The 23,015-nt window shown below is 69.3% G+C and carries 17 protein-coding genes, 2 tRNA genes and 1 pseudogene; 5 read left to right on the top strand and 15 right to left on the bottom strand.

All coding sequences use genetic code 11. The annotated features are described in order from the left end of the window. Positions 1 to 59: 59 nt before the first annotated feature. Positions 60 to 242: a hypothetical protein gene (locus DEW08_RS30745; protein WP_146214689.1), complete on the bottom strand. Its 183-nt coding sequence runs from the start codon at positions 240 to 242 to the stop codon at positions 60 to 62. Between the two features lie 300 nt (positions 243 to 542). Here DEW08_RS30745 and DEW08_RS13930 point away from each other — a divergent pair, with 300 nt between their 5' ends. Continuing rightward, positions 543 to 2,627: a potassium transporter Kup gene (locus tag DEW08_RS13930; protein ID WP_245986248.1), complete on the top strand. Its 2,085-nt coding sequence runs from the start codon at positions 543 to 545 to the stop codon at positions 2,625 to 2,627. A gap of 24 nt (positions 2,628 to 2,651) precedes the next feature. Here DEW08_RS13930 and DEW08_RS13935 read toward each other — a convergent pair whose 3' ends face one another. Beyond that, positions 2,652 to 4,004: a GH1 family beta-glucosidase gene (locus tag DEW08_RS13935; protein WP_109328040.1), complete on the bottom strand. Its 1,353-nt coding sequence runs from the start codon at positions 4,002 to 4,004 to the stop codon at positions 2,652 to 2,654. Positions 4,005 to 4,128: 124 nt separating this feature from the next. On the opposite strand from DEW08_RS13935, the pseudogene DEW08_RS13940 reads away from it, so the two are divergent. Both DEW08_RS13940 and DEW08_RS13945 read left to right on the top strand, forming a co-directional pair. After that, positions 4,129 to 5,489 (top strand): annotated as a pseudogene (locus DEW08_RS13940) (GH1 family beta-glucosidase). 111 nt (positions 5,490 to 5,600) lie between these two features. Further along, positions 5,601 to 6,518, top strand: a complete 918-nt coding sequence (locus DEW08_RS13945; RefSeq protein WP_109328042.1) for a response regulator — start codon at positions 5,601 to 5,603, stop codon at positions 6,516 to 6,518. A gap of 22 nt (positions 6,519 to 6,540) precedes the next feature. Here the strand turns inward: DEW08_RS13945 and DEW08_RS13950 are convergent, their stop codons facing one another. Both DEW08_RS13950 and cobD read right to left on the bottom strand, forming a co-directional pair. After that, complete coding sequence (locus DEW08_RS13950) at positions 6,541 to 8,166, bottom strand: sensor domain-containing diguanylate cyclase (RefSeq protein ID WP_245986249.1); 1,626 nt, start codon at positions 8,164 to 8,166, stop codon at positions 6,541 to 6,543. 136 nt (positions 8,167 to 8,302) lie between these two features. After that, a complete protein-coding gene (gene cobD, locus DEW08_RS13955; protein WP_342760736.1) occupies positions 8,303 to 9,313 on the bottom strand; it encodes a threonine-phosphate decarboxylase CobD in 1,011 nt (336 codons plus the stop codon). A gap of 61 nt (positions 9,314 to 9,374) precedes the next feature. Between cobD and cbiB the strand changes: the two genes are divergently transcribed. Beyond that, a complete protein-coding gene (gene cbiB / locus DEW08_RS13960) occupies positions 9,375 to 10,337 on the top strand; it encodes an adenosylcobinamide-phosphate synthase CbiB (RefSeq protein ID WP_211107137.1) in 963 nt (320 codons plus the stop codon). Between the two features lie 56 nt (positions 10,338 to 10,393). On the opposite strand, the gene DEW08_RS13965 is transcribed toward cbiB, so the two are convergent. The 3 genes from DEW08_RS13965 to cobU are packed head-to-tail and all read right to left on the bottom strand — an operon-like array spanning position 10,394 to position 13,055. Beyond that, a complete protein-coding gene (locus tag DEW08_RS13965; RefSeq protein WP_109328048.1) occupies positions 10,394 to 11,869 on the bottom strand; it encodes a cobyric acid synthase in 1,476 nt (491 codons plus the stop codon). Positions 11,870 to 11,871: 2 nt separating this feature from the next. Beyond that, positions 11,872 to 12,522, bottom strand: coding sequence for a cob(I)yrinic acid a,c-diamide adenosyltransferase (gene cobO, locus DEW08_RS13970; RefSeq protein ID WP_109328050.1), 651 nt, complete (start codon positions 12,520 to 12,522; stop codon positions 11,872 to 11,874). Next, a complete protein-coding gene (cobU, locus tag DEW08_RS13975; protein WP_109328052.1) occupies positions 12,519 to 13,055 on the bottom strand; it encodes a bifunctional adenosylcobinamide kinase/adenosylcobinamide-phosphate guanylyltransferase in 537 nt (178 codons plus the stop codon). Before cobU ends, cobO begins: the two co-directional genes overlap by 4 nt. 192 nt (positions 13,056 to 13,247) lie before the next feature. On the opposite strand from cobU, the gene DEW08_RS13980 reads away from it, so the two are divergent. Next, positions 13,248 to 14,066 (top strand): alpha/beta hydrolase, encoded by an 819-nt coding sequence (locus DEW08_RS13980; RefSeq protein WP_109329859.1) that lies wholly within the window; start codon positions 13,248 to 13,250, stop codon positions 14,064 to 14,066. A gap of 27 nt (positions 14,067 to 14,093) precedes the next feature. On the opposite strand, the gene DEW08_RS13985 is transcribed toward DEW08_RS13980, so the two are convergent. From DEW08_RS13985 to DEW08_RS14020, 8 genes are all read right to left on the bottom strand, one after another. Continuing rightward, positions 14,094 to 14,168 (bottom strand) — tRNA-Val (locus tag DEW08_RS13985). A 92-nt stretch (positions 14,169 to 14,260) separates the two neighbouring features. Continuing rightward, entirely contained in the window at positions 14,261 to 14,533 is a 273-nt protein-coding gene (locus DEW08_RS13990) for an HU family DNA-binding protein (RefSeq protein WP_109328054.1), read from the bottom strand. A 159-nt stretch (positions 14,534 to 14,692) separates the two neighbouring features. After that, entirely contained in the window at positions 14,693 to 17,116 is a 2,424-nt protein-coding gene (gene lon, locus DEW08_RS13995) for an endopeptidase La (protein WP_109328056.1), read from the bottom strand. 398 nt (positions 17,117 to 17,514) lie between these two features. Then, complete coding sequence (gene clpX, locus DEW08_RS14000) at positions 17,515 to 18,777, bottom strand: ATP-dependent Clp protease ATP-binding subunit ClpX (RefSeq protein ID WP_109328058.1); 1,263 nt, start codon at positions 18,775 to 18,777, stop codon at positions 17,515 to 17,517. A 235-nt stretch (positions 18,778 to 19,012) separates the two neighbouring features. Beyond that, positions 19,013 to 19,642, bottom strand: a complete 630-nt coding sequence (clpP, locus tag DEW08_RS14005; protein WP_109328060.1) for an ATP-dependent Clp endopeptidase proteolytic subunit ClpP — start codon at positions 19,640 to 19,642, stop codon at positions 19,013 to 19,015. Positions 19,643 to 19,743: 101 nt separating this feature from the next. Then, positions 19,744 to 21,084, bottom strand: a complete 1,341-nt coding sequence (gene tig, locus DEW08_RS14010; protein WP_109328062.1) for a trigger factor — start codon at positions 21,082 to 21,084, stop codon at positions 19,744 to 19,746. Positions 21,085 to 21,175: 91 nt separating this feature from the next. Further along, positions 21,176 to 21,260 (bottom strand) — tRNA-Leu (locus DEW08_RS14015). Positions 21,261 to 21,420: 160 nt separating this feature from the next. Continuing rightward, complete coding sequence (locus DEW08_RS14020; RefSeq protein WP_109328064.1) at positions 21,421 to 22,968, bottom strand: malonyl-CoA decarboxylase; 1,548 nt, start codon at positions 22,966 to 22,968, stop codon at positions 21,421 to 21,423. Positions 22,969 to 23,015: the final 47 nt, after the last annotated feature.

The following is a 23,015-nucleotide window of genomic DNA, read 5'->3' on the forward strand; positions in this document are numbered from 1 at the left end:
GGAGGGGGACGGACGGCGGCGCCGCGTCGAAGGCCGCCGCCCCATCCGGAGGCGGACCGTCAGCCGACCATGGTCCAGCCGTAGAGCGCCACCATCAGCGCGCTGAACGTCACGAACTCGCGCAGGAACGCCAGAGCCGACATGGCACCCTCCCCTTCTGTTCTGCCGCCGCGGACCGTCTGGACATGTCCCGGCCGGCCGGTCGATGGGCTGCCGGCCCCTGCCGGTACTGCCCGATGCACCGACAGATACCGGAACAGATACCGAACATCAAGCTCAATGTTCAGCTTACGTTCGTTTTGTCTCCCTCATACGTTCCATGATGCGCGACGGATCGCGGCCCCCGGAGCCGGAGCCGGTACTCCGTTCGACAATCGTACGGAATGCGACCGAGTTGCAGCGGCGGTCGCTTCCATATGTTGCGTACCGCTGTATTTGATGTAATGACGGGCCAAGCGGGGACGCCGCCGCTGCTGCGGTGGTGTGCCGCGGCAGGGCCCGGCTGGGTAGGCCAGTCGGATAATCGAAGAGCAGGACCGCAGATGAGCACCGATAGCCAACCGGGGTCCGGACCGACCGGCCAGCCCGATCCGGCCCAGACCGACCGGGGTCGGGCGGGCCAGGATCCGGGCGCGACGGCGCAGGCCGCCGGGATACCGGCCGCCGACGGGCCGGGCGCCGATGGGCCGTCAACCGACACCCCGGCCACCGACACCCCGGCCGCCGACACCCCGACGAACGGCCAGCAGGAGCCGGCTGACCACGGATCGGGATCGAACAGGCTGCCGGCACTGGTGCTGGGGGCGCTGGGCGTCGTCTATGGCGACATCGGCACCAGCCCGCTCTACACCCTGCGCGAGGCGTTCGGCGAAGCCGGACTGCCTCTGACCGAGGCGACGGTGCTGGGCATCCTGTCGCTGGTGTTCTGGGCGCTGATCCTGGTGGTGACGGTCAAATACGTGATGGTCATCATGCGGGCCGACAACCGCGGCGAAGGCGGCGTTCTCGCCCTGGGCTCGCTGGCCCATCGCGGGCTCGGCCAGAAGCGCAGCAACCGCATCCTGGTCAGCCTCGCCATCCTGGGCATGGCGCTGTTCTACGGCGACAGCCTGATCACCCCCGCCATCTCGGTGCTGAGCGCGGTCGAAGGCCTGAAGGTGGTGGCGCCGCGGCTGGAGCCCTTCATCGTCCCGCTGACGCTGGCCGTCATCGTTCTGCTGTTCGTCTTCCAGCGGCAGGGCACCGGGCGGGTCGGCATCTTCTTCGGCCCGGTGATGGGGCTGTGGTTCTCCGTCCTCGCCATCCTCGGCCTGATCCAGATCGTGCATGCGCCGGACGTGCTGCGGGCGGTGAGCCCGACCTACGCCATCGCCCTGTTCCAGGCCAACGCGCTGCTGGCCTTCGTCGCGCTGGGCGCGGTGGTGCTGGCGGTGACCGGCGCCGAGGCGCTCTATGCCGACATGGGGCATTTCGGCCGGCGCCCGATCCGGCTGGCCTGGATGTACATGGTGCTGCCGGCCCTGCTGCTGAACTACTTCGGCCAGGGCAGCCTGCTGCTGCATGAGCCGGAGGCGCTGGAGAACCCCTTCTACCATCTGGCGCCGGACTGGGCGCAGCTTCCCCTGGTGGTGCTGGCGACGGCGGCGACGGTGATCGCCAGCCAGGCGGTGATCTCCGGCGCCTTCTCCCTGACGCGGCAGGCGGTGCAGCTCGGCTATCTGCCCCGGCGCGAGATCCGGCACACGTCGGAGCACGAGATCGGGCAGGTCTACATCCCGCGCAACAACTGGATCCTGCTGGTCGGCGTGGTGATCCTGGTGATCGGCTTCGGATCCTCCAGCAACCTCGCCGCGGCCTACGGCGTGTCGGTGACCGGCGCGATGGCGATCGACGCCATCCTGGCGGCGGTGGTCGCGTGGCGCCTGTGGCGCTGGAACCCGCTGCTGGTGATCGTCGCCTTCACCGGGTTCCTGGCGATCGACCTGATCCTGTTCGGCGCCACCCTGACCAAGGTGCCGCAGGGCGGCTGGTTCCCGCTGGCCATCGCCTTCGGCGTCTACCTGCTGATGACGACGTGGCGCCACGGCCGCAAGCTGCTGACCGACCGGCTCTATTCCGACGCCCTGCCCATGGAGCTGTTCCTCAGCCGCATCACGCCGCAGTCGCCCCAGCGCGTCGCCGGCACCGCGGTGTTCATGACCGGCCGCTCCGACCTCGTGCCGCACGCCATGCTGCACAACATCAAGCACAACCGCGTGCTGCACGAGCGCGTCGTCATGGTGACGGTGAACATCGAGGAGGTGCCGCGCATCAGCGACGACCGCACCATGGAGGTGGACAAGCTGGGCAAGGGCTTCTGGCGCGTGGTGCTCCACTTCGGCTACCTGGAGCAGCCGAACATCCCGCGCGCGCTGGAGTCCTGCCGCCGCTTCGGCCTGCATCTCGACCTGATGGACACGTCCTTCTTCCTGGGACGCGAGACGCTGATCCCGTCCAGGCGCCGCGGCTTGCCCGGCTGGCGCGAGCCTATGTTCATCCTGATGTCCAAGACCGCCCTGTCGGCGACCGAGTTCTTCTGCATCCCGCCGGGGCGCGTGGTGGAGCTGGGCACCCAGGTGGAGATCTGAGGCCCGGCCCCGCCGGGGCGTGCGCTACGCGCCCCCGGCCCGCGCCTGCCGGATCAGGTCGGCATACCAGCGCGACGAGGCCTTCGGCGTGCGCTTCAGCGTCTTGAAGTCGACATGGACGAGGCCGAAACGCTGGCCGTAGCCGTTGCCCCATTCGAAGTTGTCGAGCAGCGACCAGACGAAATAGCCGCGCACGTCGGCCCCCAGCGCCATCGCGTCGCGCATCGCCGCGTTGTAGGTCTTGAGGTAGGCGATGCGGTGGGGATCGTCGACCGCGCCGCCGGCGTCCGGCGCGTCGCTGCCGCCGCAGCCGTTCTCCGTCACCACGATGGGCAGCCGGTAGCGGCGGGAGATGGTCAGCAGCTCCTCCCGGAAGGCGTCGGGGAAGATCGCCCAGCCGACGGCGCGCGAGGCCTCGCTGTTGGCCGCGGCGGCCGGCGCATTGCCCCAGCCATAGCCCCAGGTGCGCTCCGGCTCGGTCTTCGCGAAGATCGGGCCGTAATGGTTGAGGCCGAACCAGTCCACCGGCCGGGCGATGCGCGCCATGTCGCCGGGCTGGACATGGGGCTCGATCGCCTCGGCGGTGCGCGGCGGGTAGTGGCCGCGGATCTGCGGATCGGGGAAGACGAGGTTCCAGTGCTCGTCCAGCAGGGCGGCGGCCTCGCGGTTCTCCGGCGTGTCGGTTTCCGGCACCACGACCTGACGGTTGTGGATGGCGCCGATCGAGGCCTGGGGGACCAGGGCGCGCAGCACGTCCACCCCGGCGCCGTGGGCGAGGTTGACGTGGTGGATGGCGCGCAGATGCTGCACCCGGTCGGTGATGCCGGGCGCCGCCCAGGGGATCGCATAGCCGAAGAGGGTGAAGACGGAGAACTCGTTGAAGGTGGCCCAGCGCTTGACGCGGTCGCCGTAGCGGCGGGCGCAGAGCGCGGCGTAGTCGGCGAACCAGCCGGCGCTGTCGCGGCTGGCCCAGCCGCCGAGGTCGTGCAGGGCCTGCGGCAGGTCCCAATGGTAGAGACAGGCCCAGGGCTCGATGCCGGCCTCCAGCAGCCGGTCGATCAGCCGGTCGTAGAAGTCGAGGCCCTTGTCGTTCACCGCGCCGCGTCCGCGCGGCAGGATGCGCGGCCAGGACAGCGAGAAGCGGTAGGCCCCCACCCCCATGCCCTTCATCAGGGCGATGTCCTCGGCATAGCGGTGGTAATGGTCGCAGGCGACGTCGCCGGTATCGCCGTTGACCACCCCGCCGGCGGTGCGGCAGCGGGTGTCCCAGATGCTGGGACCGCGGCCATCCTCGGCGGCGGCGCCCTCGATCTGGTAGGCGGAGGTGGACACCCCCCAGACGAAACCCTGCGGATAGGGGGGCGGCGTGGCGGACATGCTTCCTCCAGGAGGTCGGGCGGGAGACCGGGTGGGCGGACGTTTTCGCGTATACTACCTTTGGCAGAGTGCCTGTGGAATGGGCATAATGGGGCGTCCGAACCCTGCTGCGGAGCGGCCTGCCATGACGTCGTCCCTTCCCGGGTCCTTTCCCGGCCCCTTCCCCGCCGGCTTCCTGTGGGGAGCCTCCACCTCCGCCTTCCAGATCGAGGGGGCGGCGACGGAGGACGGGCGCGGCCCCAGCATCTGGGACAGCTTCTGCAAGCTGAAGGGACGGGTCGACAACGGCGACACCGCGGACGTCGCCTGCGACCATTACCACCGCTATGCCGAGGACGTCGCGCTGATGCGGGACCTCGGGCTGCAGGCCTACCGCTTCTCGATCTCGTGGCCGCGGCTGCTGCCGCGCGGGCGCGGCGCGGTGAACGACAAGGGCCTCGACTTCTACGACCGGCTGATCGACCGGCTGCTGGAGGCCGGCATCGAGCCCTGGGCCTGTCTCTACCATTGGGACCTGCCGCAGGCCCTGCACGACCTCGGCGGCTGGGCCAGCCGCGACAGCGCCGGCTGGTTCGCCGACTATGCCGCGCTCTGCGCCCGCCGCTACGGCGACCGCGTCAAACGCTGGGCCACCTTCAACGAGTTCTCCGTCTTCACCCTCTTCGGCTACGCCTTCGGCTGGGGCGCGCCGAGCATCGCCGACCGGGCGGTGCATCTGCAGGTCATCCACCACGTCAACCTCGCCCATGGCGCCGGGGTGGACGTGCTGCGCGCCCTGGTCCCCCAGGCCTCCATCGGGCGGTGCACAGCGTGCAGCCCATGCGGCCGGAGACCGACCGGCCGGAGGATGTCGAGGCCGCCGCCCTGTTCGACGAACACTGGAACTGGGCCTTCCCCGATCCGCAGATCCGCGGCCACTACCCGCCGCGGATCGCCAGGGCGATCGAGCCCCATGTCCAGCCCGGCGACATGGCGCGCATCGCCCGGCCGCTCGACTGGTTCGGCCTCAACCATTATGCGCCGGTCTACGGCCGGGCCGATCCGGAGTTGATCTGGGGCTTCGGCTTCGGCTCGCCGCCCGCCGACATGCCGCGCACCGACGTCGGCTGGCCCTATGATCCCAGCGCCTTCCGCGACGCCCTGCTGGAGCTGACCCGCCGCTACCGCCTGCCGGTCTATGTGACGGAGAACGGCTTCGGCACCAAGGCGGAGGAGGCGCCGGATGACGGGGGAGTGGTCCGGGACGGCGCCCGCATCGACTATCTGCGCGCCTGCATCGGCGAGATGGCCCGCGCCCGCCAGGAGGGGGCCGACGTGCGCGGCTATTTCGTCTGGTCGCTGCTGGACAATTTCGAATGGGGCGGCGGCTACGGCACGCGATTCGGCATCGTGCGCGTGGACTATCCGACCCAGCGGCGCGTCCCGAAGGAGTCGGCCCGCTGGTATGCCGGCCTGATCCGGCAGAACCGATCGGACGCGCGGTAAACTGTCGCAGAAACACACAATATGTCAGCACCGAAACCTATTGCAATTTTCTAACCTTCTTTACAAAGTTCCGATCCGGAAATTGCCTGCCCCGGAGAGGGACGCCCCGCCATGACCGAGACCGTGACCGCCCTGGTGGTCGATGACGAGGAAATGACGCGCGCCATCGTCGGCGGCTATCTCGCCCGTCTCGGTTACCGCACGCTGGAGGCCGGGAGCATCGCGGCGGCCTGGGACATCCTGTCGGCGCCGGGCTGCCCGGTCGGCGTCCTTCTGCTCGACCGCCGGCTTCCCGACGGCGACGGGCTGGAGCTGTTGCCGCGGATGCGCGCCCTGCCCCATCTGGCCGAGCTGCCGGTGATCGTGCAGTCGGTCGCCGACAGCGGGGCGGAGATCGCCGCCGCGATCCGCGCCGGCATCTTCCATTACATGACCAAGCCCTATGACGGGACCCTGCTGCGCTCGGTCGTCGGCGCGGCGGTGGAGAACCACGGGCGGCTGAAGGCGCTGCGCGGCGACGTGCGCAGCCGCACCGACGCCATGGCGCTGATGCGCGGCGGGCGGTTCCGGCTGCGCACCCCGCAGGAAGCCCGCGATCTCGCCATCGCCCTGTCGGCCGCCGCCCCGGCCGCGCGCGGCCTGACCTTCGGCCTGACCGAGCTGATGCTGAACGCGGTGGAGCACGGCACGCTGGGGATCGGCTTCGAGGCCAAGCGGCGGCTGAAGGCGCCGGGCGCCGCGGCCAACGCCTATGCCGAGGAACTCGACCGCCGCCTCGCCAGCCCGGACTACCGCGACCGCTTCGTGACCGTGGAGGTGGAGCGCGACGAGCGGCGGCTGACCATCACCATCACCGACATGGGCGGCGGCTTCGACCATCGGCACTATCTGGCCGCCGACCCGGCGCAGAACACCGCCGCCCACGGGCGCGGCATCGCGCTGGCCCGCCTCGCCGGCTTCGCCGAGCTGACCTATCTCGGCGACGGGAACCGTGTGGTCGGTGTGGTGGAGCTGGAGGAGGGGCGGTGACGGCCGGGCGCCGCCCGCCCCCTCACATCCCCGGATCGTAGACGATCACCCGGTTCCGCCCCTCGCGCTTGGCGCGGTAGAGGGCGAGGTCGGCACGGTGGATCGCCTTTTCCAGCGTGTCGGTCGCCCCTTCCACGCCGGCGATGCCGATGCTGCAGGTGACGTTGAGCGGGCCGCCGGGGCCGGGAATCGGCAGGCGGGCGATATGGCGGCGCACCCGCTCCGCCACGACGCGGCTTTCGTCGGCGGTGGCGCCGGGAAGCACGACGACGAACTCCTCCCCGCCGAGGCGTCCGAGGATGTCGTACTCGCGCAGGATGGTCTGGCAGCCGCCTGCCACCATGCGCAGGGCGTCGTCGCCGGTGGCGTGGCCGTAGCTGTCGTTGATCCGCTTGAAATGGTCGACGTCGAGCACGAAGACCGCCAGCGGCTCGCAGAAGCGATGGGCGCGGGCAAGCTGCTGGCGCCCCAGCTCCATGAAGGAGCGCCGGTTGTAGATGCCGGTGAGGGGGTCGCGCGACGCCATGTCGCGCAGCGCCTCCTCCATGTTGCGGCGCTCCGTATAGTCGTAGATCCAGGCGAGGTTGACCGGCACGCCCTGGATCACCGCCTGGTTCACCGTGAACAGCGTCCAGAAGGGCGACCCGTCGGCGCGGCGGAACTGCACCTCCATGTTCACGACCGACTTGGCGGTGCGCAGCCGATCCAGCACACGCTCGCGCTGGTGGTCGTCCACATAGTAGTCGCGCGCCCGGCTGCCGATCAGCCGCTCCCGCGACAGGCCGATCAGTTCGGCGAAGCGCGTGTTGACGAAGACGATGCGGCCGTCGTCCCGCCGCGAGACGGAGACGCCGACCGGGCTCTGCTCCAGGATCGCCTCCAGCCGCGCCTCGTTGGGCAGCCCTTCGGCCAGATCGTGGATGACGCCGACGATCCCGTTGGTGCCGCCGCCCTCGTCGGCGAGCGAGGCCTTGGTCAGGCAGACCATGCGGGTGCTGCCGTCGGCAAGCGGAACCGCCTCCTCGTAGCTGGTCTGGCCCTGGCGGGCGAAGAGCTGGCGGTCCTGCGCGACATGCGCCTTGGCGGTGCGCGGACTCATCACCGCGAAGCTCGACTTGTTCAGGATCTCCGTGCGGGAGAGGCCGGTATACTGCTCGAAGGCGGCATTGCAGGCGACGTAGCAGCCGCGCTGATCCTTGATGAAGACGGGCACCGGCAGCCGGTCGAACAGCCGCTGCTGGGCGTCGACGTGGCGGCGCAGCTCCATCTCCCGCTGCCGGCGGGCGGTGACGTCGGTGAAGACGTGCAGTTCCACCGGCCGGCCGGCCGGCCCCGGAACGGTGCTGACCGCCTCCACCACCCACAGGCTGGTGCCGTCGGTCCGGCGCAGGCGGCGCAGGCCCGGCGTGTCGTCGCCCTCCTCCCCCGCTGCGCCGGGCGGCTCGAAGCGGGTGAAGCGGCTGCCGGCCAGGACGCCCGAGGGCTGGCCGAGCAGATCGTAAAGCGCCCGGTTGGCATAGAGGATCAGCCCGTCCGGCGACAGGGCGCAGACCGGCGCCGGCAGGGCGTCGTAGGCCGCCCAGGCCATCATGCACGCCTCCTCGCCCTGTTCCTCCACCACCATCACCGCACTGCCCGTTTCGTACATGGGCGGGTGTGTCCCACAAAAGATTATTTCACAGGATCGAGCCTCCTTGCCAGAAAGCTCTGATTACTGGAAAGCATGCTACGGGATGCCGGTCCGTTGGCCTCGTCCATGTTGTTGAATACACTGACGGTCCCGTTTACGCCAGCATTCCACGGCATGCAGCGGCAAGTCGCCGCATGGCCTCGTCATCGGGTGGAAGTCCCAGCCGCAGCCAGTCCGCCCGGTAGTCGAACCTCCTGACCAGGATCCCGGATGCGCCCAGCGCAGTATAATGCGCAAACGCGTTTGGCGTGCAAACGAGTCGATAGAGCGCCGTTCCCCCGACCACCTCCAGCCCCGCCGCCACCAGGAGGCGATCAAGCCGCTCGGCCGCATCCCTCAGGCGATTCCGCGTCGCGGCGATCCAGTCAGGGTCGGACAGCGCGGCGGTCGCGACGGCGAGCCCCGGACCCGAGACGGCCCAGGGACCGATGGCCGTCCGCAGCGCCGCCGCCAGTTCCGGCGCCGCCAGCGCGATGCCCAGGCGAAGCCCGGCGAGCCCGAAGAACTTCCCGAAGGAGCGCAGAACCACCAGCCCCGGCCGGCCGGCCTGCGCGGCGACGCTGGCCGCCGGATCGGGATCGGCGAAGGCCTCGTCCACCACCAGCCAGCCGCCGCGCGCGGCCTGCCGGTCGGCGAGCGCCAGCAGATCGGCCGCCGGCAGCAGACGCCCATCGGGGTTGTTCGGGTTGACGACGACCAGAACCTCGGCCTCCGTTCCGTCCGGCCGGGCCACCTCCTGGACGCGGTGGCCGGCGGCGGCCCAGCAGGCGGCGTGCTCGCCATAGGTCGGCGCCAGGACGGCGACCCGTCCCGGCGCGCGCAGCCGCGGCAGAAGCTGGATCAGCGCCTGCGAGCCGGAAGCCGCCGCCACCATGTCCGGCGACGGGGCGCCGTAGCAGGCCGCCGCCGCCTCGCGCAGGCGGCGTTCGGCAGCCCGGCCGGGAAGCCGGGTCCACGCCTCGGCCGGGATCTCCGGCACCGGGTAGGGCCAGGGGTTGATGCCGGTGGACAGGTCGATCCATGGCTCCGGCGCACCGGGGAATGCGGCACGCGCGCCGTCGAGGTCGCCGCCATGCAGAAGATCCTTCTCCAAGCCCTTGGTCACGCCTGCGCTTTGCGCCATCATCCCGCCCCTGTCGCTCCCTGTCCTGCGGATGTCCCAGCCCGTGCCGTTCCACCCGTTCCTGCTCGCCGCCGCTTTGGCCATCGAGGCCGCCGCCGGCTATCCGGACGCACTCTACGCCCGGATCCGCCATCCCGTCGTGTGGATCGGCACGCTGATCGGCCATCTCGACCGCGCCCTGAACGATGAGCGCGAGTCCTTCGACCGGCGCAAGGCCTACGGCGTGCTTGCCGTGGCGGTCCTGCTGCTGGTGGTCGGCGGCGTGGCCTCCGCGGTGGCCGGGCTGTGCCGCGCCCTGCCGTTCGGCTGGCTGTGGGAGGCGCTGCTGGCCTCGACCCTGCTGGCGCAGCGCAGCCTCTACGACCATGTCGCCGCGGTGGCCGACGGCTTCCGCCGCGACGGGCTGGCCGGGGCACGCCAGGCGGTATCGATGATCGTCGGCCGCAATCCCGAGACGCTGGACGAGCCGGCGGTGTTCCGCGCCGCCATCGAAAGCCTGGCCGAGAACTTCTCCGACGGGGTGGTGGCGCCGGCCTTCTGGCTTCTGGTCGGCGGGCTGCCGGGACTGGCGCTCTACAAGGCGATCAACACGGCCGACAGCATGATCGGCCACCGCACGCCGCGGCACGAGGCCTTCGGCTGGGCGGCGGCGCGGCTGGACGATCTGGTCAACCTGCCGGGCTCGCGCCTGACCGCCCTGCTGATCGTCGCCGCCGCCCGGATCACCGAAGGAGCGTCCGCCGCCGACGCCTGGAATTCCGTGCGCCGCGACGCCCGCCGCCACCGCTCGCCCAACGCCGGCTGGCCGGAGGCGGCGATGGCCGGGGCGCTCGACCTGCGGCTCGGCGGGCCGCGGGTCTATGGCAAGACCCGGATCGAGGATGTCTGGCTCGGCCCCGGCCGCACCGCCGCGACGGTGGAGGACGTGAAGCGCGCCCTGTTCCTCTACCGCCGTGCCTGCCTCGTGCTGATCGCCGGGGCGCTGCTGCTGGCCATCCTGCTGTAGGGCGCGCCATCAACCGTTCGTGCGGGCCGTTCGTGCGGGCCGTTCGTGCCGGCCGTTCAGCGCGCCGCCGCCAGCATGGCGTCGATGTCGGCATGCTGCTCCAGCCGTTCGGCGATGCGGTCGAGGGCCGACTCCACCGTCGCCTCGTAGGAGGCGCCGCCGCCCGCCGCCCCCAGCCCGGCGAGAAAGGCGGAGCGGAACCCGTCCGCGGCGAACAGCCCATGGAGATAGCAGCCCGCCACACGGCCATCGGCCGACCGGGCGCCGTCGGTGCCGCCGGCCGCCAGCCGCAGCACGGGACGGATGCGATCCTCCCCCTCGGTCCGGCCCATATGCATCTCGTACCCGGCCACCGTCTCGCCGGTCGAAGTCTCGGTTGCCGTCGCCTCCTCCAGCACCTTCGGACCCTTCAGCACGGTTTCGACCGCCAGGAGGCCGAGGCCCGGCGCCTCCCCCGGCGGCCCCTCGATGCCCTCGGGGTCGGCGACGATGCGGCCGAGCATCTGGTAGCCGCCGCAGATGCCGAGGATCCGGCCGCCGCGCCGCCAGTGGGCCAGCAGGTCGATGTCCCAGCCCTGCGCCCGCAGGAAGGCGAGGTCGGCGATGGTCGCCTTGGTGCCGGGCAGGATCACGAGGTCGGCATCGGCCGGCAGGGGCTGGCCGGGGCGCACCATGGTCAGCGACACCGCCGGTTCCTGCGCCAGCGGATCGAAATCGTCGAAGTTGGCGATGCGCGACAGCATCGGCACCGCGATGCGCAGCGTGCCGCCGGCCCGCCCGCGCAGGCGGTCGAGCGCCACCGCGTCCTCCGCCGGCAGGAGAGAGGCCTCCGCCAGCCAGGGAACCACGCCGTAGCTCGCCCAGCCGGTATGGCGTTCCATGATGCGGAGCCCCTCATCGAACAAGCGAACGTCGCCGCGGAACTTGTTGATGAGAAAGCCCTTCACCAGCCGGCGTTCCTCATCCGGGATGAGAGCGTGCGTTCCCACCACGCTGGCGATGACGCCGCCGCGGTCGATGTCGCCGACCAGCACGACGGGCACCCCTGCGGCGGTGGCGAAGCCCATGTTGGCGATGTCGCCGGCGCGCAGATTGACCTCCGCCGGGCTGCCGGCCCCTTCCACCACCACGATATCGGCTTCGTCCTTCAGCCGCCCGAAGCTCTCCAGCACGGTGCCGAGCAGGCCGCGCTTCAGCGACTGGTAGTCGGCGGCGCGGGCCGTGCCGACCACCTGCCCGCGGACGACGATCTGCGAGCCGATGTCGGACTGCGGCTTCAGCAGGACCGGGTTCATGTGGACGCTCGGCCGGACGCCGCAGGCCCGTGCCTGGAGCGCCTGGGCCCGCCCGATCTCGCCGCCGTCCGCCGTCACCGCCGCGTTGTTGGACATGTTCTGCGGCTTGAAGGGCCGCACCGTCAGCCCGCGCCGGACCAGCGCCCGGCAGAAGCCGGCGACCAGCAGGGACTTGCCCACGTCGGAGCCGGTCCCCTGGAACATGATGGCGCGCGGCGCACCGGAGGGGGCCGCCATGGTCAGAACTCGATCCCCGGCTGGGCCTTCACCCCCGCCTCGAACGGGTGCTTCACCAGGGTCATCTCGGTCACCAGATCGGCGGCGGCGACCAGCTCCGGCCTGGCCGTGCGGCCGGTGACCAGGACGTGCAGGCCGGACCGGCGGCCGGCGAGGACCGGCAGCACCTCCTCGACCGGCAGGTAGCCCATGCGCAGCGCGATGTTCATCTCGTCCAGCACGATCAGGCGGTAGCGCGGGTCGGCCATCATCGCCTGCGCCTTCTCCCAGGCCCGGCGGGCGGCGGCGACGTCGCGCTCGCGGTCCTGGGTCTCCCAGGTGAAGCCCTCACCCATGGCGTAGAAGTCCACCAGATCATCGAAGCGCTCCAGCGCCACCATCTCTCCCGTGGACCAGGCGCCCTTGATGAACTGGACGACGCCGACGCGCATGCCGTGGCCGACCGCCCGCATGATCAGGCCGAAGGCGGCAGTGGACTTGCCCTTGCCGTTGCCGGTGTTGACCATCAGGAGTCCCTTCTCGATGGTCTTGCCGGCGATCACGCGGTCCTGCAGGGCCTTGCGGCGCTTCATCTTCTCGGCATGGCGCCGGGCGGCCTCGTCAGGCTCGGAACCGGAGTCGGACGCGGGCGGGACGAGTGGACTGTCGGTCACGGCAACTCTCCTTTCACCGCCAGCGGCAGGCCGGCGACGGTCAGAACCACGCGGGGAACCCGCGCGGCGATGGCTTGGTGAAGCCGCCCGGCCTGGTCGCGGAAACGCCGGGCGAGCGCGTTGTCGGGCACGATACCCAATCCGACCTCGTTGGACACCAGAACGATTCGTCCGGGCAGGTCGTCGAGCGCCGCGACGAGCCCGGCAACCCTCGCCTCGACATCGGCATGGGGGCCGGACTCCTCCATCATCAGGTTGGTCAGCCACAGGGTCAGGCAGTCGACCAGGACGCCGGCATCGGCCGCGGCATGGCGGCGCAGCGCCCCGGTGAGGTCCAGCGGCTCCTCCACCGTCTCCCATCCGGCGCAGGCGCGGTCGCGGCGGTGCTGCGCCACCCGCTCGGCCATCTCCTCGTCCCAGACGCGGGCGGTGGCGACATAGATCCGCCGCCCCGGCCGGGCGCAGACCAGCCCCTCGGCATAGCGGCTCTTGCCCGAACGGGCGCCGCCCAGCACCAGCGTCACATCGGCCATCCGCCCCCTCCTGCCTTCCACAGTCACGACCGGGGCGACTGTGGCAAAGGCGGCCGGCCGCGTCAAACCGGGCATCGGCGGGCGGCCATGCGTCCGGACGGGGTGGACAGCCGCCCGTCCGGGCTCCATTCTCTTTCGCACCGCAACATCGCGCCCGCCCGCCATTTCCCGCCCGCCATCATTCCGACGGACATGCAGACGCTCGAAATCATCCACCGCCCCCCGGCGCCCGGTTACCGGGGCCCGGCCCGGCCTGCGCCGCTTCTGTTCGTTCATGGCGCGTTTTCCGGCGCCTGGATCTGGGACGAGACGTTCCTTCCCTGGTTCAGCGCCCAGGGCTGGGACAGCTATGCCGTCTCGCTGCGCGGCCATGGCCGGAGCGCGGGGCGGGAGCGGCTGGACTGTTTCGGCATCGCCGACTATGTCGAGGATGTGCTGGAGGCGGCGGACCGCTGCCCGGCGCCACCGGTTCTGGTGGGACATTCCATGGGCGGCATGATCGTGCAGCGGGCCCCGATCCATCGCCGCTTTCCCGCCGCCGTGCTGATGGCCTCCGCACCGCCCTTCGGGCTGTGGGAATCGACCCTGGGCCTCGCCTGGCGCGATCCCTACGTGTTTCAGCAGATGGCGATGCTGAGCAGCTTCGGCGGCAAGGCGATCGATCCGGAGGCGATCCGCCGGGCCATGTTCTCCGACGACGTCCCGCCGGCCGAGGCGGCCCGCTACGAGCCGTTGCTGCAGGAGGAGTCGCGCCGGGTTCTGCTGGACATCGGCGGCTGGATCCCCTTCCCGCCCCTGCCGGCCCGCGGCTTCCCCTTCCTGGTGATGGGGGCGGAGCGCGACCTGCTGATCCCGCCCGACCAGGTGCGCGCGACCGCCCGGCTGGTCGGCGCCGAGCCGGTGATCCTGCCACGCATGGGCCACACGATCATGCTGGAGCCCGGCTGGCGGACCGCCGCCGAGCGCATCGCCGACTGGGTGATGGAGAGAACGGCGGTGGCGGCGGTGTAGTCCCAAGGAAATGGTGGGCAAAGGAAATGGTGGGCGATGAGGGGATCGAACCCCCGACATTCTCGGTGTAAACGAGACGCTCTACCGCTGAGCTAATCGCCCGCCGGCACCGCCCGGATGCGGACGGCGGCCGTAAAAATGAAACCGGCCGGACAGGCTGTCCGGCCGGCCGCACTATGCCCTGAAAGGGCGGATCAGTTCAAGGCGTCCTTCAGGGTCTTGCCGGGCTTGAACTTCGGCAGCTTGGACGCCGGGATGGTGATCTTTTCACCGGTGCGCGGGTTGCGGCCCTCGCTGGCGGCGCGCTCGGCAACGGCGAAGGTGCCGAAACCGACCAGACGAACCTCGTCTCCCTTCTTCAGCGAGTCCGAGATGCCCTCGAACACAGCGTCGACCGCCTTGGTTGCATCGGCCTTAGACAAGCCCGAGGCATCGGCGACGTGCGTCACAAGATCATTCTTGTTCACTTAATCCCCCTTCCAAATTCGACAAAATACTAGCGATCGAAAGCCACCCCACGACTTTTCGACCGCGAAGCATAGACGCAGCAAAGCCGGACCGTCAATTGCGCAGGGCCGGCTTGGCCGCGGAAAACTATCCGGGGCGATAGCCCCGGATCAAGCCGTTTAGTGGCGGACCAGTTCCCCACCCTTTTCAGGCTGCGCCTTGTCGGTCTGCGCCTTGGCGGCGGCCGCCTCGACCTCGGGTTCGGTCCACTCGATGGGCTCCAGCGCGCGGGTCAGCGCGTGCTTCAGCACCTCGTCCACCGTGCCGACCGGAAGGATCTCCAGCCCGCGCTTCACGTTGTCCGGGATGTCGGCCAAGTCCTTCTCGTTGTCCTTCGGGATCAGCACATGCTTGATGCCGCCCCGCAGGGCCGCCAGCAGCTTCTCCTTCAGGCCGCCGATCGGCAGGACACGGCCGCGCAGCGTGATCTCGCCGGTCATCGCCACGTCCTTGCGGACCGGGATGCCGGTGAGGACCGACACGATGGAGGTCGCCATCGCGACGCCGGCCGACGGGCCGTCCTTCGGGGTCGCCCCTTCCGGCACGTGGACGTGGATGTCCTTGCGCTCGAACAGGGTCGGCTTGATGCCGAAGGCGACGGCGCGCGACTTGACGTAGCTCTCGGCCGCCTGGACCGATTCCTTCATCACGTCGCCCAGCTTGCCGGTGGTCGTGACCTTGCCCTTGCCGGGCAGGCTGACCGCCTCGATCGACAGCAGCTCGCCGCCGACCTCGGTCCAGGCGAGGCCGGTGGTGACGCCCACCAGATCCTCCAGCTCGGCCTCGCCGAAGTGGAAGCGGCGGACGCCGGCATATTTGTCGAGGTTGCGGCGGGTGACCGTGACCTTGCCGCCGGAGCCCTTCATCAGGATCTCCTTCACGGCCTTGCGGCAGAGGTTGGCGATCTCGCGCTCCAGCGAACGCACGCCGGCCTCCCGCGTGTAGTAGCGGATCAGGTCGCGCAACGCGTCGTCGGAAATGCTGAACTCGCCCTTCTTCAGGCCGTTCGCCTCGATCTGCTTCTCGATCAGGTGGCGCTTGGAGATCTCGACCTTCTCGTCCTCGGTATAGCCGGCGACGCGGATGATCTCCATGCGGTCAAGCAGCGGCTGCGGCATGCGCATCGTGTTGGCCGTGCAGACGAACATCACGTCCGACAGGTCGTAGTCGACCTCCAGGTAATGGTCGTTGAAGGTCGAGTTCTGTTCGGGATCCAGCACCTCCAGCAGGGCCGAGGAGGGATCGCCGCGCCAGTCGGCCCCCAGCTTGTCGATCTCGTCCAGCAGGAAGAGCGGGTTCGACGACTTCGCCTTCTTCATGCCCTGGATGACCTTGCCGGGCATCGAGCCGATATAGGTCCGCCGGTGGCCGCGCACCTCCGCCTCGTCCCGCACGCCGCCCAGCGACATGCGGACGAAGTTGCGGCCGGTAGCCTTGGCGATCGACTTGCCGAGCGAGGTCTTGCCGACGCCGGGCGGACCGACCAGGCAGAGGATCGGACCCTTGACCTTGTTCATGCGGTTCTGCACCGCAAGGTACTCGAGGATGCGCTCCTTGACCTTCTCCAGGCCGTAATGGTCGGCGTCCAGCACCTTCTCGGCCAGCTTCAGGTCGCGCTTCACCTTGGTGCGCTTCTTCCACGGAATGGAGAGCATCCAGTCCAGGTAGTTGCGCACGACGGTCGCCTCGGCCGACATCGGGCTCATGGAGCGCAGCTTCTTCAGCTCGGCCAGCGCCTTCTCGCGCGCCTCCTTGGAGAAGCGGGTCTTGTTGATCTTCTCCTCCAGCTCGGCGGCCTCGTCGCGACCGTCCTCGGTCTCGCCAAGCTCCTTCTGGATCGCCTTGAGCTGCTCGTTCAGATAGTACTCGCGCTGGGTCTTCTCCATCTGCCGCTTGACGCGGTTGCGGATGCGCTTTTCCACCTGCAGGACGCCGATCTCGCCCTCCATGAAGGCATAGACCCGCTCCAGCCGCTCCGACACCGTCGCGCATTCCAGAAGCTGCTGCTTCTCCGGAATCTTCAGCGCCAGGTGAGAGGCGACCGTATCGGCCAGCTTGCCGGCTTCCTCGATCTGGTTGATCGAGACCAGCACCTCCGGCGGGATCTTCTTGTTGAGCTTGATGTACTGCTCGAACTGCGACACGACGGCGCGGCTCAGAGCCTCGAGCTCCTGGTTCTCCCCGGTCTTCTCCTCGACCAGCTCGGCGTAGGCCTGGAAGAACTCCTCATTCTCGGCGAACTTCGTGATCGACGCGCGCTGGCCGCCTTCGACCAGCACCTTGACGGTCCCGTCCGGCAGCTTCAGGAGCTGCAATACGGTGCCGACGGTGCCGACGCTGTAGATGTCGGCGGGAGTCGGATCATCCTGCGCGGCGTTCTTCTGGGTGACGAGCAGGATCTGCTTGTCGTCCTTCATCACGTCTTCCAGCGCGCGCACGGACTTCTCGCGCCCGACGAACAGCGGCACGATCATGTGGGGGAACACCACGATGTCGCGCAGCGGCAGGACCGGGTAGAGGGCACCACGGGGGAGTTCGAACATGGACAGGGCCTCTTGAGAAAGAACGCCGCCAGCCCGGGATGGGCCTGGGGTACCCACCGCCTCAGGATGAGCGCGGCAGAGCGGGGAAACGGCACGCTGACTAACGTGGCACACGCCCCATCCCCCTTCAAGGGGCAGCGCCCCCTACCGCCCGGTTTCACCGCCGGGGCACGAAAAAATCCCCGGCAAAGCCTCCGCAACAGCCCCTTCCGGCCCCCTCGCCCCCGCCTGCCCGGCAATCCGGCCGGCAAACGGCACGCAGGGCGGCCGATCGCCGCAGACTCGGGTCTCCAGGCAAGGAAAAAGGGCGCCGAAGCGCCCTTTTTACCGTCTTGCATAGCCCGCTGTGCGGTTCCGAGTCCCGCGGGAGGCCGGCTGCCGGCCGATGAACCCGGGGATCAGGCCCCCGGCGCCTCGGTCCGGCGGTCGGCGTGGACGTAGAGCGGCTTGGCGCGGCCCTCGACCACCTCCTTGTTGACCAGGATGCTCTCGACGCCGGTCAGGCCGGGCAGCTCGAACATCGGGTCGAGCAGGATGGATTCCATGATGGACCGCAGGCCGCGCGCGCCGGTCTTCCGCTGGATGGCCTTGTGCGCGATGTTCCGCAGCGCGTCGTCGGAGAATTCCAGCCGGACATCCTCCATCTCGAACAGGCGCTGGTACTGCTTCACTAGCGCGTTCTTCGGCCGGGTCAGGATCTCGACCAGCGCCGCCTCGTCCAGGTCGGCCAGCGTGGCGACGACCGGCAGACGGCCGATGAACTCGGGGATCAGGCCGAACTTCAGCAGATCCTCGGGCTCCACCTCGCGCAGGATCTGCCCGGTCGAGCGCTCGTCCGGGCCGCGCACGTCGGCGCCGAAACCGATCGAGGTGCCCTTGCCGCGCTGGGCGATGATCTTGTCCAGGCCGGCGAAGGCGCCGCCGCAGATGAAGAGGATGTTGCTGGTGTCGACCTGCAGGAACTCCTGCTGCGGATGCTTGCGCCCGCCCTGCGGCGGCACGGAGGCGACGGTGCCCTCCATGATCTTCAGCAGGGCCTGCTGCACGCCCTCGCCCGACACGTCGCGGGTGATCGACGGGTTGTCGGACTTGCGGCTGATCTTGTCGACCTCGTCGATGTAGACGATGCCGCGCTGCGCCCGCTCGACATTGTAGTCGGCGGCCTGCAGCAGCTTCAGGATGATGTTCTCGACGTCCTCGCCGACATAGCCGGCCTCGGTCAGCGTCGTGGCGTCGGCCATGGTGAAGGGGACGTCGATGATCCGCGCCAGCGTCTGGGCCAGCAGCGTCTTGCCGCAGCCGGTCGGACCGATCAGCAGGATGTTCGACTTCGCCAGTTCGACGTCGTTGTGCTTGGTGCCGTGGGCGAGCCGCTTGTAGTGGTTGTGCACGGCCACCGACAGGACACGCTTCGCATGATCCTGGCCGATCACGTAATCGTCGAGGACAGCGTGGATGTCGCGCGGCGTCGGGACCCCATCGCGGGACTTGACGAGGGTCGTCTTGTTCTCCTCGCGAATGATATCCATGCACAGTTCGACGCATTCATCGCAGATGAATACCGTCGGACCGGCGATCAGCTTGCGGACCTCGTGCTGGCTCTTGCCGCAGAAGGAGCAGTAGAGCGTATTCTTCGAATCGCCGCTGCTGGACTTGCTCATCGGTACTCCGTCATCTCGCGGGGGACGTTAACAGAACGCACTTACCATCAGCCACGGCGTCCCCCGACGCCGGTCCTCATCTCAAGCTTGTCTCCGGCCGGGCCTTTGACAAGGTCACCAATTCGACGCGGCTCCCCGACAGGCCGCAAAAGAACCGGATCCCCGCCATTCAACAACAGGGACCCGGTCCGATCAACCCTTTGTTGGAGGGTCCTCTCCCGAGGAGCGGACGACGTCAGGAGGAGTGGTTGTCGCCACCCGGGCGCTTCTCCACGACCTCGTCGATGAGACCGAAGGCCTTCGCCTCTTCCGGAGACATGAACTTGTCACGCTCCATCGCCGCCTCGATCACGTCGAGCGACTGGCCCGTGTGCCTGGCGTAGATGTCGTTCAGGCGCGAGCGCAGCTTCAGGATCTCCTGCGCCTGGATCTCGATGTCCGCGGCCTGGCCCTGGGCGCCGCCCGAGGGCTGGTGGACCATGATGCGGCTGTTGGGCAGCGAGAAGCGCTTGCCCGGGGCGCCGGCGGCCAGCAGCAGCGAGCCCATGGACGCGGCCTGGCCCATGCACACGGTGGACACCTGCGGACGGATGTACTGCATGGTGTCGTAGATGGCGAGACCGGCCGAGACGTATCCGCCCGGCGAGTTGATGTACAGCGCGATGTCCTTGTTCGGGTTTTCCGATTCAAGGAACAGCAGCTGAGAGCAGATCAGGCTGGCGACGGCATCGTTGACCCCGCCGATCAGGAAGATGATCCGCTCCTTCAGCAGGCGCGAATAGATATCGTACGCACGCTCGCCCCGGTTGGTCTGTTCAATGACCATCGGGACCAGAGCATTCATCTTCGGTTCGAAGTCGTACATGTTCTTGATTCCCTGCCCCCGCAGCTCAATCGTCAGAGCGGATCCTGATATAGGTACGAAAAGGGGCGACCGGTAGGCCGCCCCCTTCACTTCGTCGCGGCTCAGGCGGCGGCCGCTCCGTTTTCGTCCTCCGGATCCTTCATCAGCTCGTCGACGGAGACCGTCTTCTCGCTGACCTTGGCGAGTTCGAGGATGAAGTCGACGACCTTGTCCTCGAAGATCGGAGCGCGGAGGCTCTCGAGCGCCTGCTGGTTCTGGCGGAAGAACTCGAACACCTCGCGCTCCTGGCCCGGGAAGCGGCGCGCCTCGTTGATCAGGGCGCGGTTCACCTCGTCCTGGGTGACCTGGACGTTGTTGCGGCGGCCGACCTCGGACAGCAGCAGGCCCAGGCGCACGCGGCGCTCGGCGATGGTGCGGTACTCGGTCTTCAGCTCGTCCTCGGGCTTGTTGGCGTCCTCGCCGGCGGTGCCGTTCTTCAGCTCCTGCTGCAGACGCTCCCAGATGCCCTCGAACTCGATGTCGACCATGCCCTGCGGCACCTCGAACGCGTGCGTCTCGGCCAGCTTGTCGAGGAGCTGGCGCTTCACGCGCAGGCGCGACATGTTGGCGTACTCGCTCTTGATGCGGTCGCGGATGGCGTCGCGCAGGGCCTGGAGGCTCTCCATGCCGAACTCCTTGGCGAGCTCGTCATTGACCTCGGCCGGAACGGTCTTGCGCAGCTCCTTGACGTCCACCTCGAAGACGGTCGCCGCGCCCTTCAGGCGCTCGTGCGGGTAGTCCTCCGGGAAGGTCACGGAGACGGTCCGGTGCTCGCCGGCCTTGGCGCCGACCAGCTGCTCCTCGAAGCCCGGGACGAAGCGGCCGGCACCCAGCTCCAGCGGGTAGTCCTTGCCGTCCATGCCCGGCAGCGCCTCGCCGTCGACGGTGCCCGCGAAGTCGATCACGGCGATGTCGCCGGTCTCGGCCGGGCGGTCCTCGGTGACCGGGGCCTGGGTGGAGTGGGCGGAGGCCAGCTTCTCCAGCGCCTCGTCCACCGCCTTGTCCTCGACCTCGGCGACCGGCTTCTCCAGCTCGATCGAGCCGAAATCGCCCGGCTCGATGTCGGGCAGCAGCTCGACGCCCATGGTGTAGGTCAGATCGCCGCCATCCTCGTACTTCTCGACGTTGATCTTCGGCTGCAGCGCGGGGCGCAGGCCGCGCTCGCCCATCGCCTGGCGCGAGCTGTCGGCGATGGCGTCCTCCAGCACCTCGGCCAGCACACTGCCGTGGTAGCGCTGCTTGATCACGGCGACCGGCACCTTGCCCGGACGGAACCCCGGGAGCTGAACCGTCCGGCGCAGCTCTTCGAGCTTGCCGTTCACCTTGGTCTCGATGTCCTGGGCCGAAATGACGACCTTGTACTCGCGCTTCAGTCCGTCGGCGCTGGTCTCGGTGATGTTCATCGGAACGAAAGCCTATCTCGTTGGTCCGGCCCGGCGGCGCCCGTCCGGGCGGCCCGAAACCGTGTTTACATTGCGGTCCAAAGGGCTGCCATGGTGCGGGCGAAGGGACTTGAACCCATACGACCGAAGTCACCGGAACCTAAATCCGGCGCGTCTACCAATTCCGCCACGCCCGCAATCATGGCAATGGCAGTCTGCGACGGGTGCCGGGACACCCGCCGGACCGCCGGCGAAGATCGCTCTATAGCATAGCGTGCCGGCTGCAAACAGGCAAAATGGGCCAGCCCCCCACCGTCCGCGCGGCATGCCGTCCGGAGGGGGGCGCGGCCCCCGCCCCTACCCCGCCGCCTTCGCCAGCGAGCGGATCGAGGAGGACGTCACGATCCTGCCCTCCCCGCTGTAGGCCTCGTGGTTGGCGTCGATCTCGCCCAGCCGGTAGCGGTAGTTGATCATCATGCCGCCGGACTGCCGCAAGCCCTTGACGGAGCGGTCGGCAAGCCAGTTCAGCCGTTCCATCCGCGCGCCGTTGGTCAGGTGGAAATGGGCGACCGGGTCGAGCGCCCGCGCCCGCGCCCCGCCCGGCCGGTCGGACCTGCGGGCGGGCGCCTGGGCGGTGGCGAGGTAGCGCGCGCACAGCCGCATCAGCGGACCGCGCAGGCACTTCTGCAGCTCTTCGTCCTCGTCCCAGGACGGGATTGCGAGCGCCCGCTGAAGCAGCGGGGCCTCATCGGCGGCCGAATCGCCTGTGCTTCCGGCAGCGGCCTCGACCTCTTGCGGCGAATCGCCGCCGCCCCCGAGCCTGTCCGCCAGCCTGTCCGCCTCGGCCGCGGTCAGCAGGGCGTCACCGTCGCGGTCCAGCTCGGCGTCGAGCCAGCGACGGAATCCGGGGATCGGCGACAGGGTGGCGAAGGTCTTGATGTTCGGGAACTCGCCCGTCAGCCCGTCCACCACCCGCTTGATCAGGAAATTGCCGAAGCTGATGCCGGCCAGCCCGGTCTGGGCGTTGGAGATCGAATAGAAGATGGCGCTGTCGGCGCTCTTCGGATCGCACACCGGCGCCGACGGGTCGAGCAGCGCATGCACGTTGTCCGACATGCCCTGGACCAGGGCCACCTCGACGAAGATCAGCGGCTCGTTGGGCATGCGCGGATGGAAGAAGGCGAAGCAGCGCCGGTCGGAATCGAGCCGGTCCTTCAGGTCCTGCCAGCCGCGGATCTCGTGCACCGCCTCGTACTTGATCAGCTTCTCCAGCAGCGAGGCCGGGCTGTCCCAGGTGATGCGGTGCATCTCCAGGAAGCCGACGTCGAACCAGCTCCGCAGCAGGTTCTTCAGGTCGTCCTCCAGCGCCTGCAGCAGCGGCTCGCCACGCGCCATCTCCATCAGCTCGGCGCGCAGGTCGACCAGGAACTTGACGCCCTCCGGCAGGCCGTTGAACTGGGTGAGCAGCCGCAGCCGCGGCGGCTCCAGCGCGCGGCGCAGCGCCCGTTCGGCATGGCCGCGGGCGACCGGGTCGTGGGCAGCCTGGAAAGTGGCCATCGCCTCGGCCACCGCGTTGCGGTCCACGTCGAAGTCGCGGGCCAGCATCAGGAGGAAGTTGCGGCGCCCCTGCGGTTCCAGCGCCAGATAGGTGCGGCCGAGCTGGGCGGCACGGGCGCGGGCGGACACCTCGCCGCCGCGCCCCTCCAGGCAGGCCTCGATGTGCTCGCGAAGGCGGTCCGCGTCCTCCTTCGGCAGGCTGGCGCGGGGTGGCGCGCCGACGACGCCGCGGGCCGACGCCGCGATCTCCCGCCAGCGGGAGCGCAGGTTGTCCAGGGCACGGTCCAGGAAGCCGGGCTGCGAAGGCGGCGCGGGTTCCAGGGTGGAGAGGTCCGACGTCTCGCTCATGCTCCGGAGTCTGGCCCGCGCCCCCTCCGGTTGCAAGGGGGCGGATG

This window comes from Azospirillum thermophilum, from assembly GCF_003130795.1.
GTDB lineage: Bacteria > Pseudomonadota > Alphaproteobacteria > Azospirillales > Azospirillaceae > Azospirillum > Azospirillum thermophilum.

Coding starts and splice junctions, on each gene's coding strand:
- DEW08_RS13930 (WP_245986248.1), top strand. CDS start 543: ATGAGCACCGATAGCCAACCGGGGTCCGGACCGACCGGCCAGCCCGAT.
- DEW08_RS13935 (WP_109328040.1), bottom strand. CDS start 4,004: ATGTCCGCCACGCCGCCCCCCTATCCGCAGGGTTTCGTCTGGGGGGTG.
- DEW08_RS13945 (WP_109328042.1), top strand. CDS start 5,601: ATGACCGAGACCGTGACCGCCCTGGTGGTCGATGACGAGGAAATGACG.
- DEW08_RS13950 (WP_245986249.1), bottom strand. CDS start 8,166: ATGTACGAAACGGGCAGTGCGGTGATGGTGGTGGAGGAACAGGGCGAG.
- DEW08_RS13965 (WP_109328048.1), bottom strand. CDS start 11,869: ATGGCGGCCCCCTCCGGTGCGCCGCGCGCCATCATGTTCCAGGGGACC.
- cobU (WP_109328052.1), bottom strand. CDS start 13,055: ATGGCCGATGTGACGCTGGTGCTGGGCGGCGCCCGTTCGGGCAAGAGC.
- DEW08_RS13980 (WP_109329859.1), top strand. CDS start 13,248: ATGCAGACGCTCGAAATCATCCACCGCCCCCCGGCGCCCGGTTACCGG.
- lon (WP_109328056.1), bottom strand. CDS start 17,116: ATGTTCGAACTCCCCCGTGGTGCCCTCTACCCGGTCCTGCCGCTGCGC.
- clpX (WP_109328058.1), bottom strand. CDS start 18,777: ATGAGCAAGTCCAGCAGCGGCGATTCGAAGAATACGCTCTACTGCTCC.
- clpP (WP_109328060.1), bottom strand. CDS start 19,642: ATGTACGACTTCGAACCGAAGATGAATGCTCTGGTCCCGATGGTCATT.
- tig (WP_109328062.1), bottom strand. CDS start 21,084: ATGAACATCACCGAGACCAGCGCCGACGGACTGAAGCGCGAGTACAAG.
- DEW08_RS14020 (WP_109328064.1), bottom strand. CDS start 22,968: ATGAGCGAGACGTCGGACCTCTCCACCCTGGAACCCGCGCCGCCTTCG.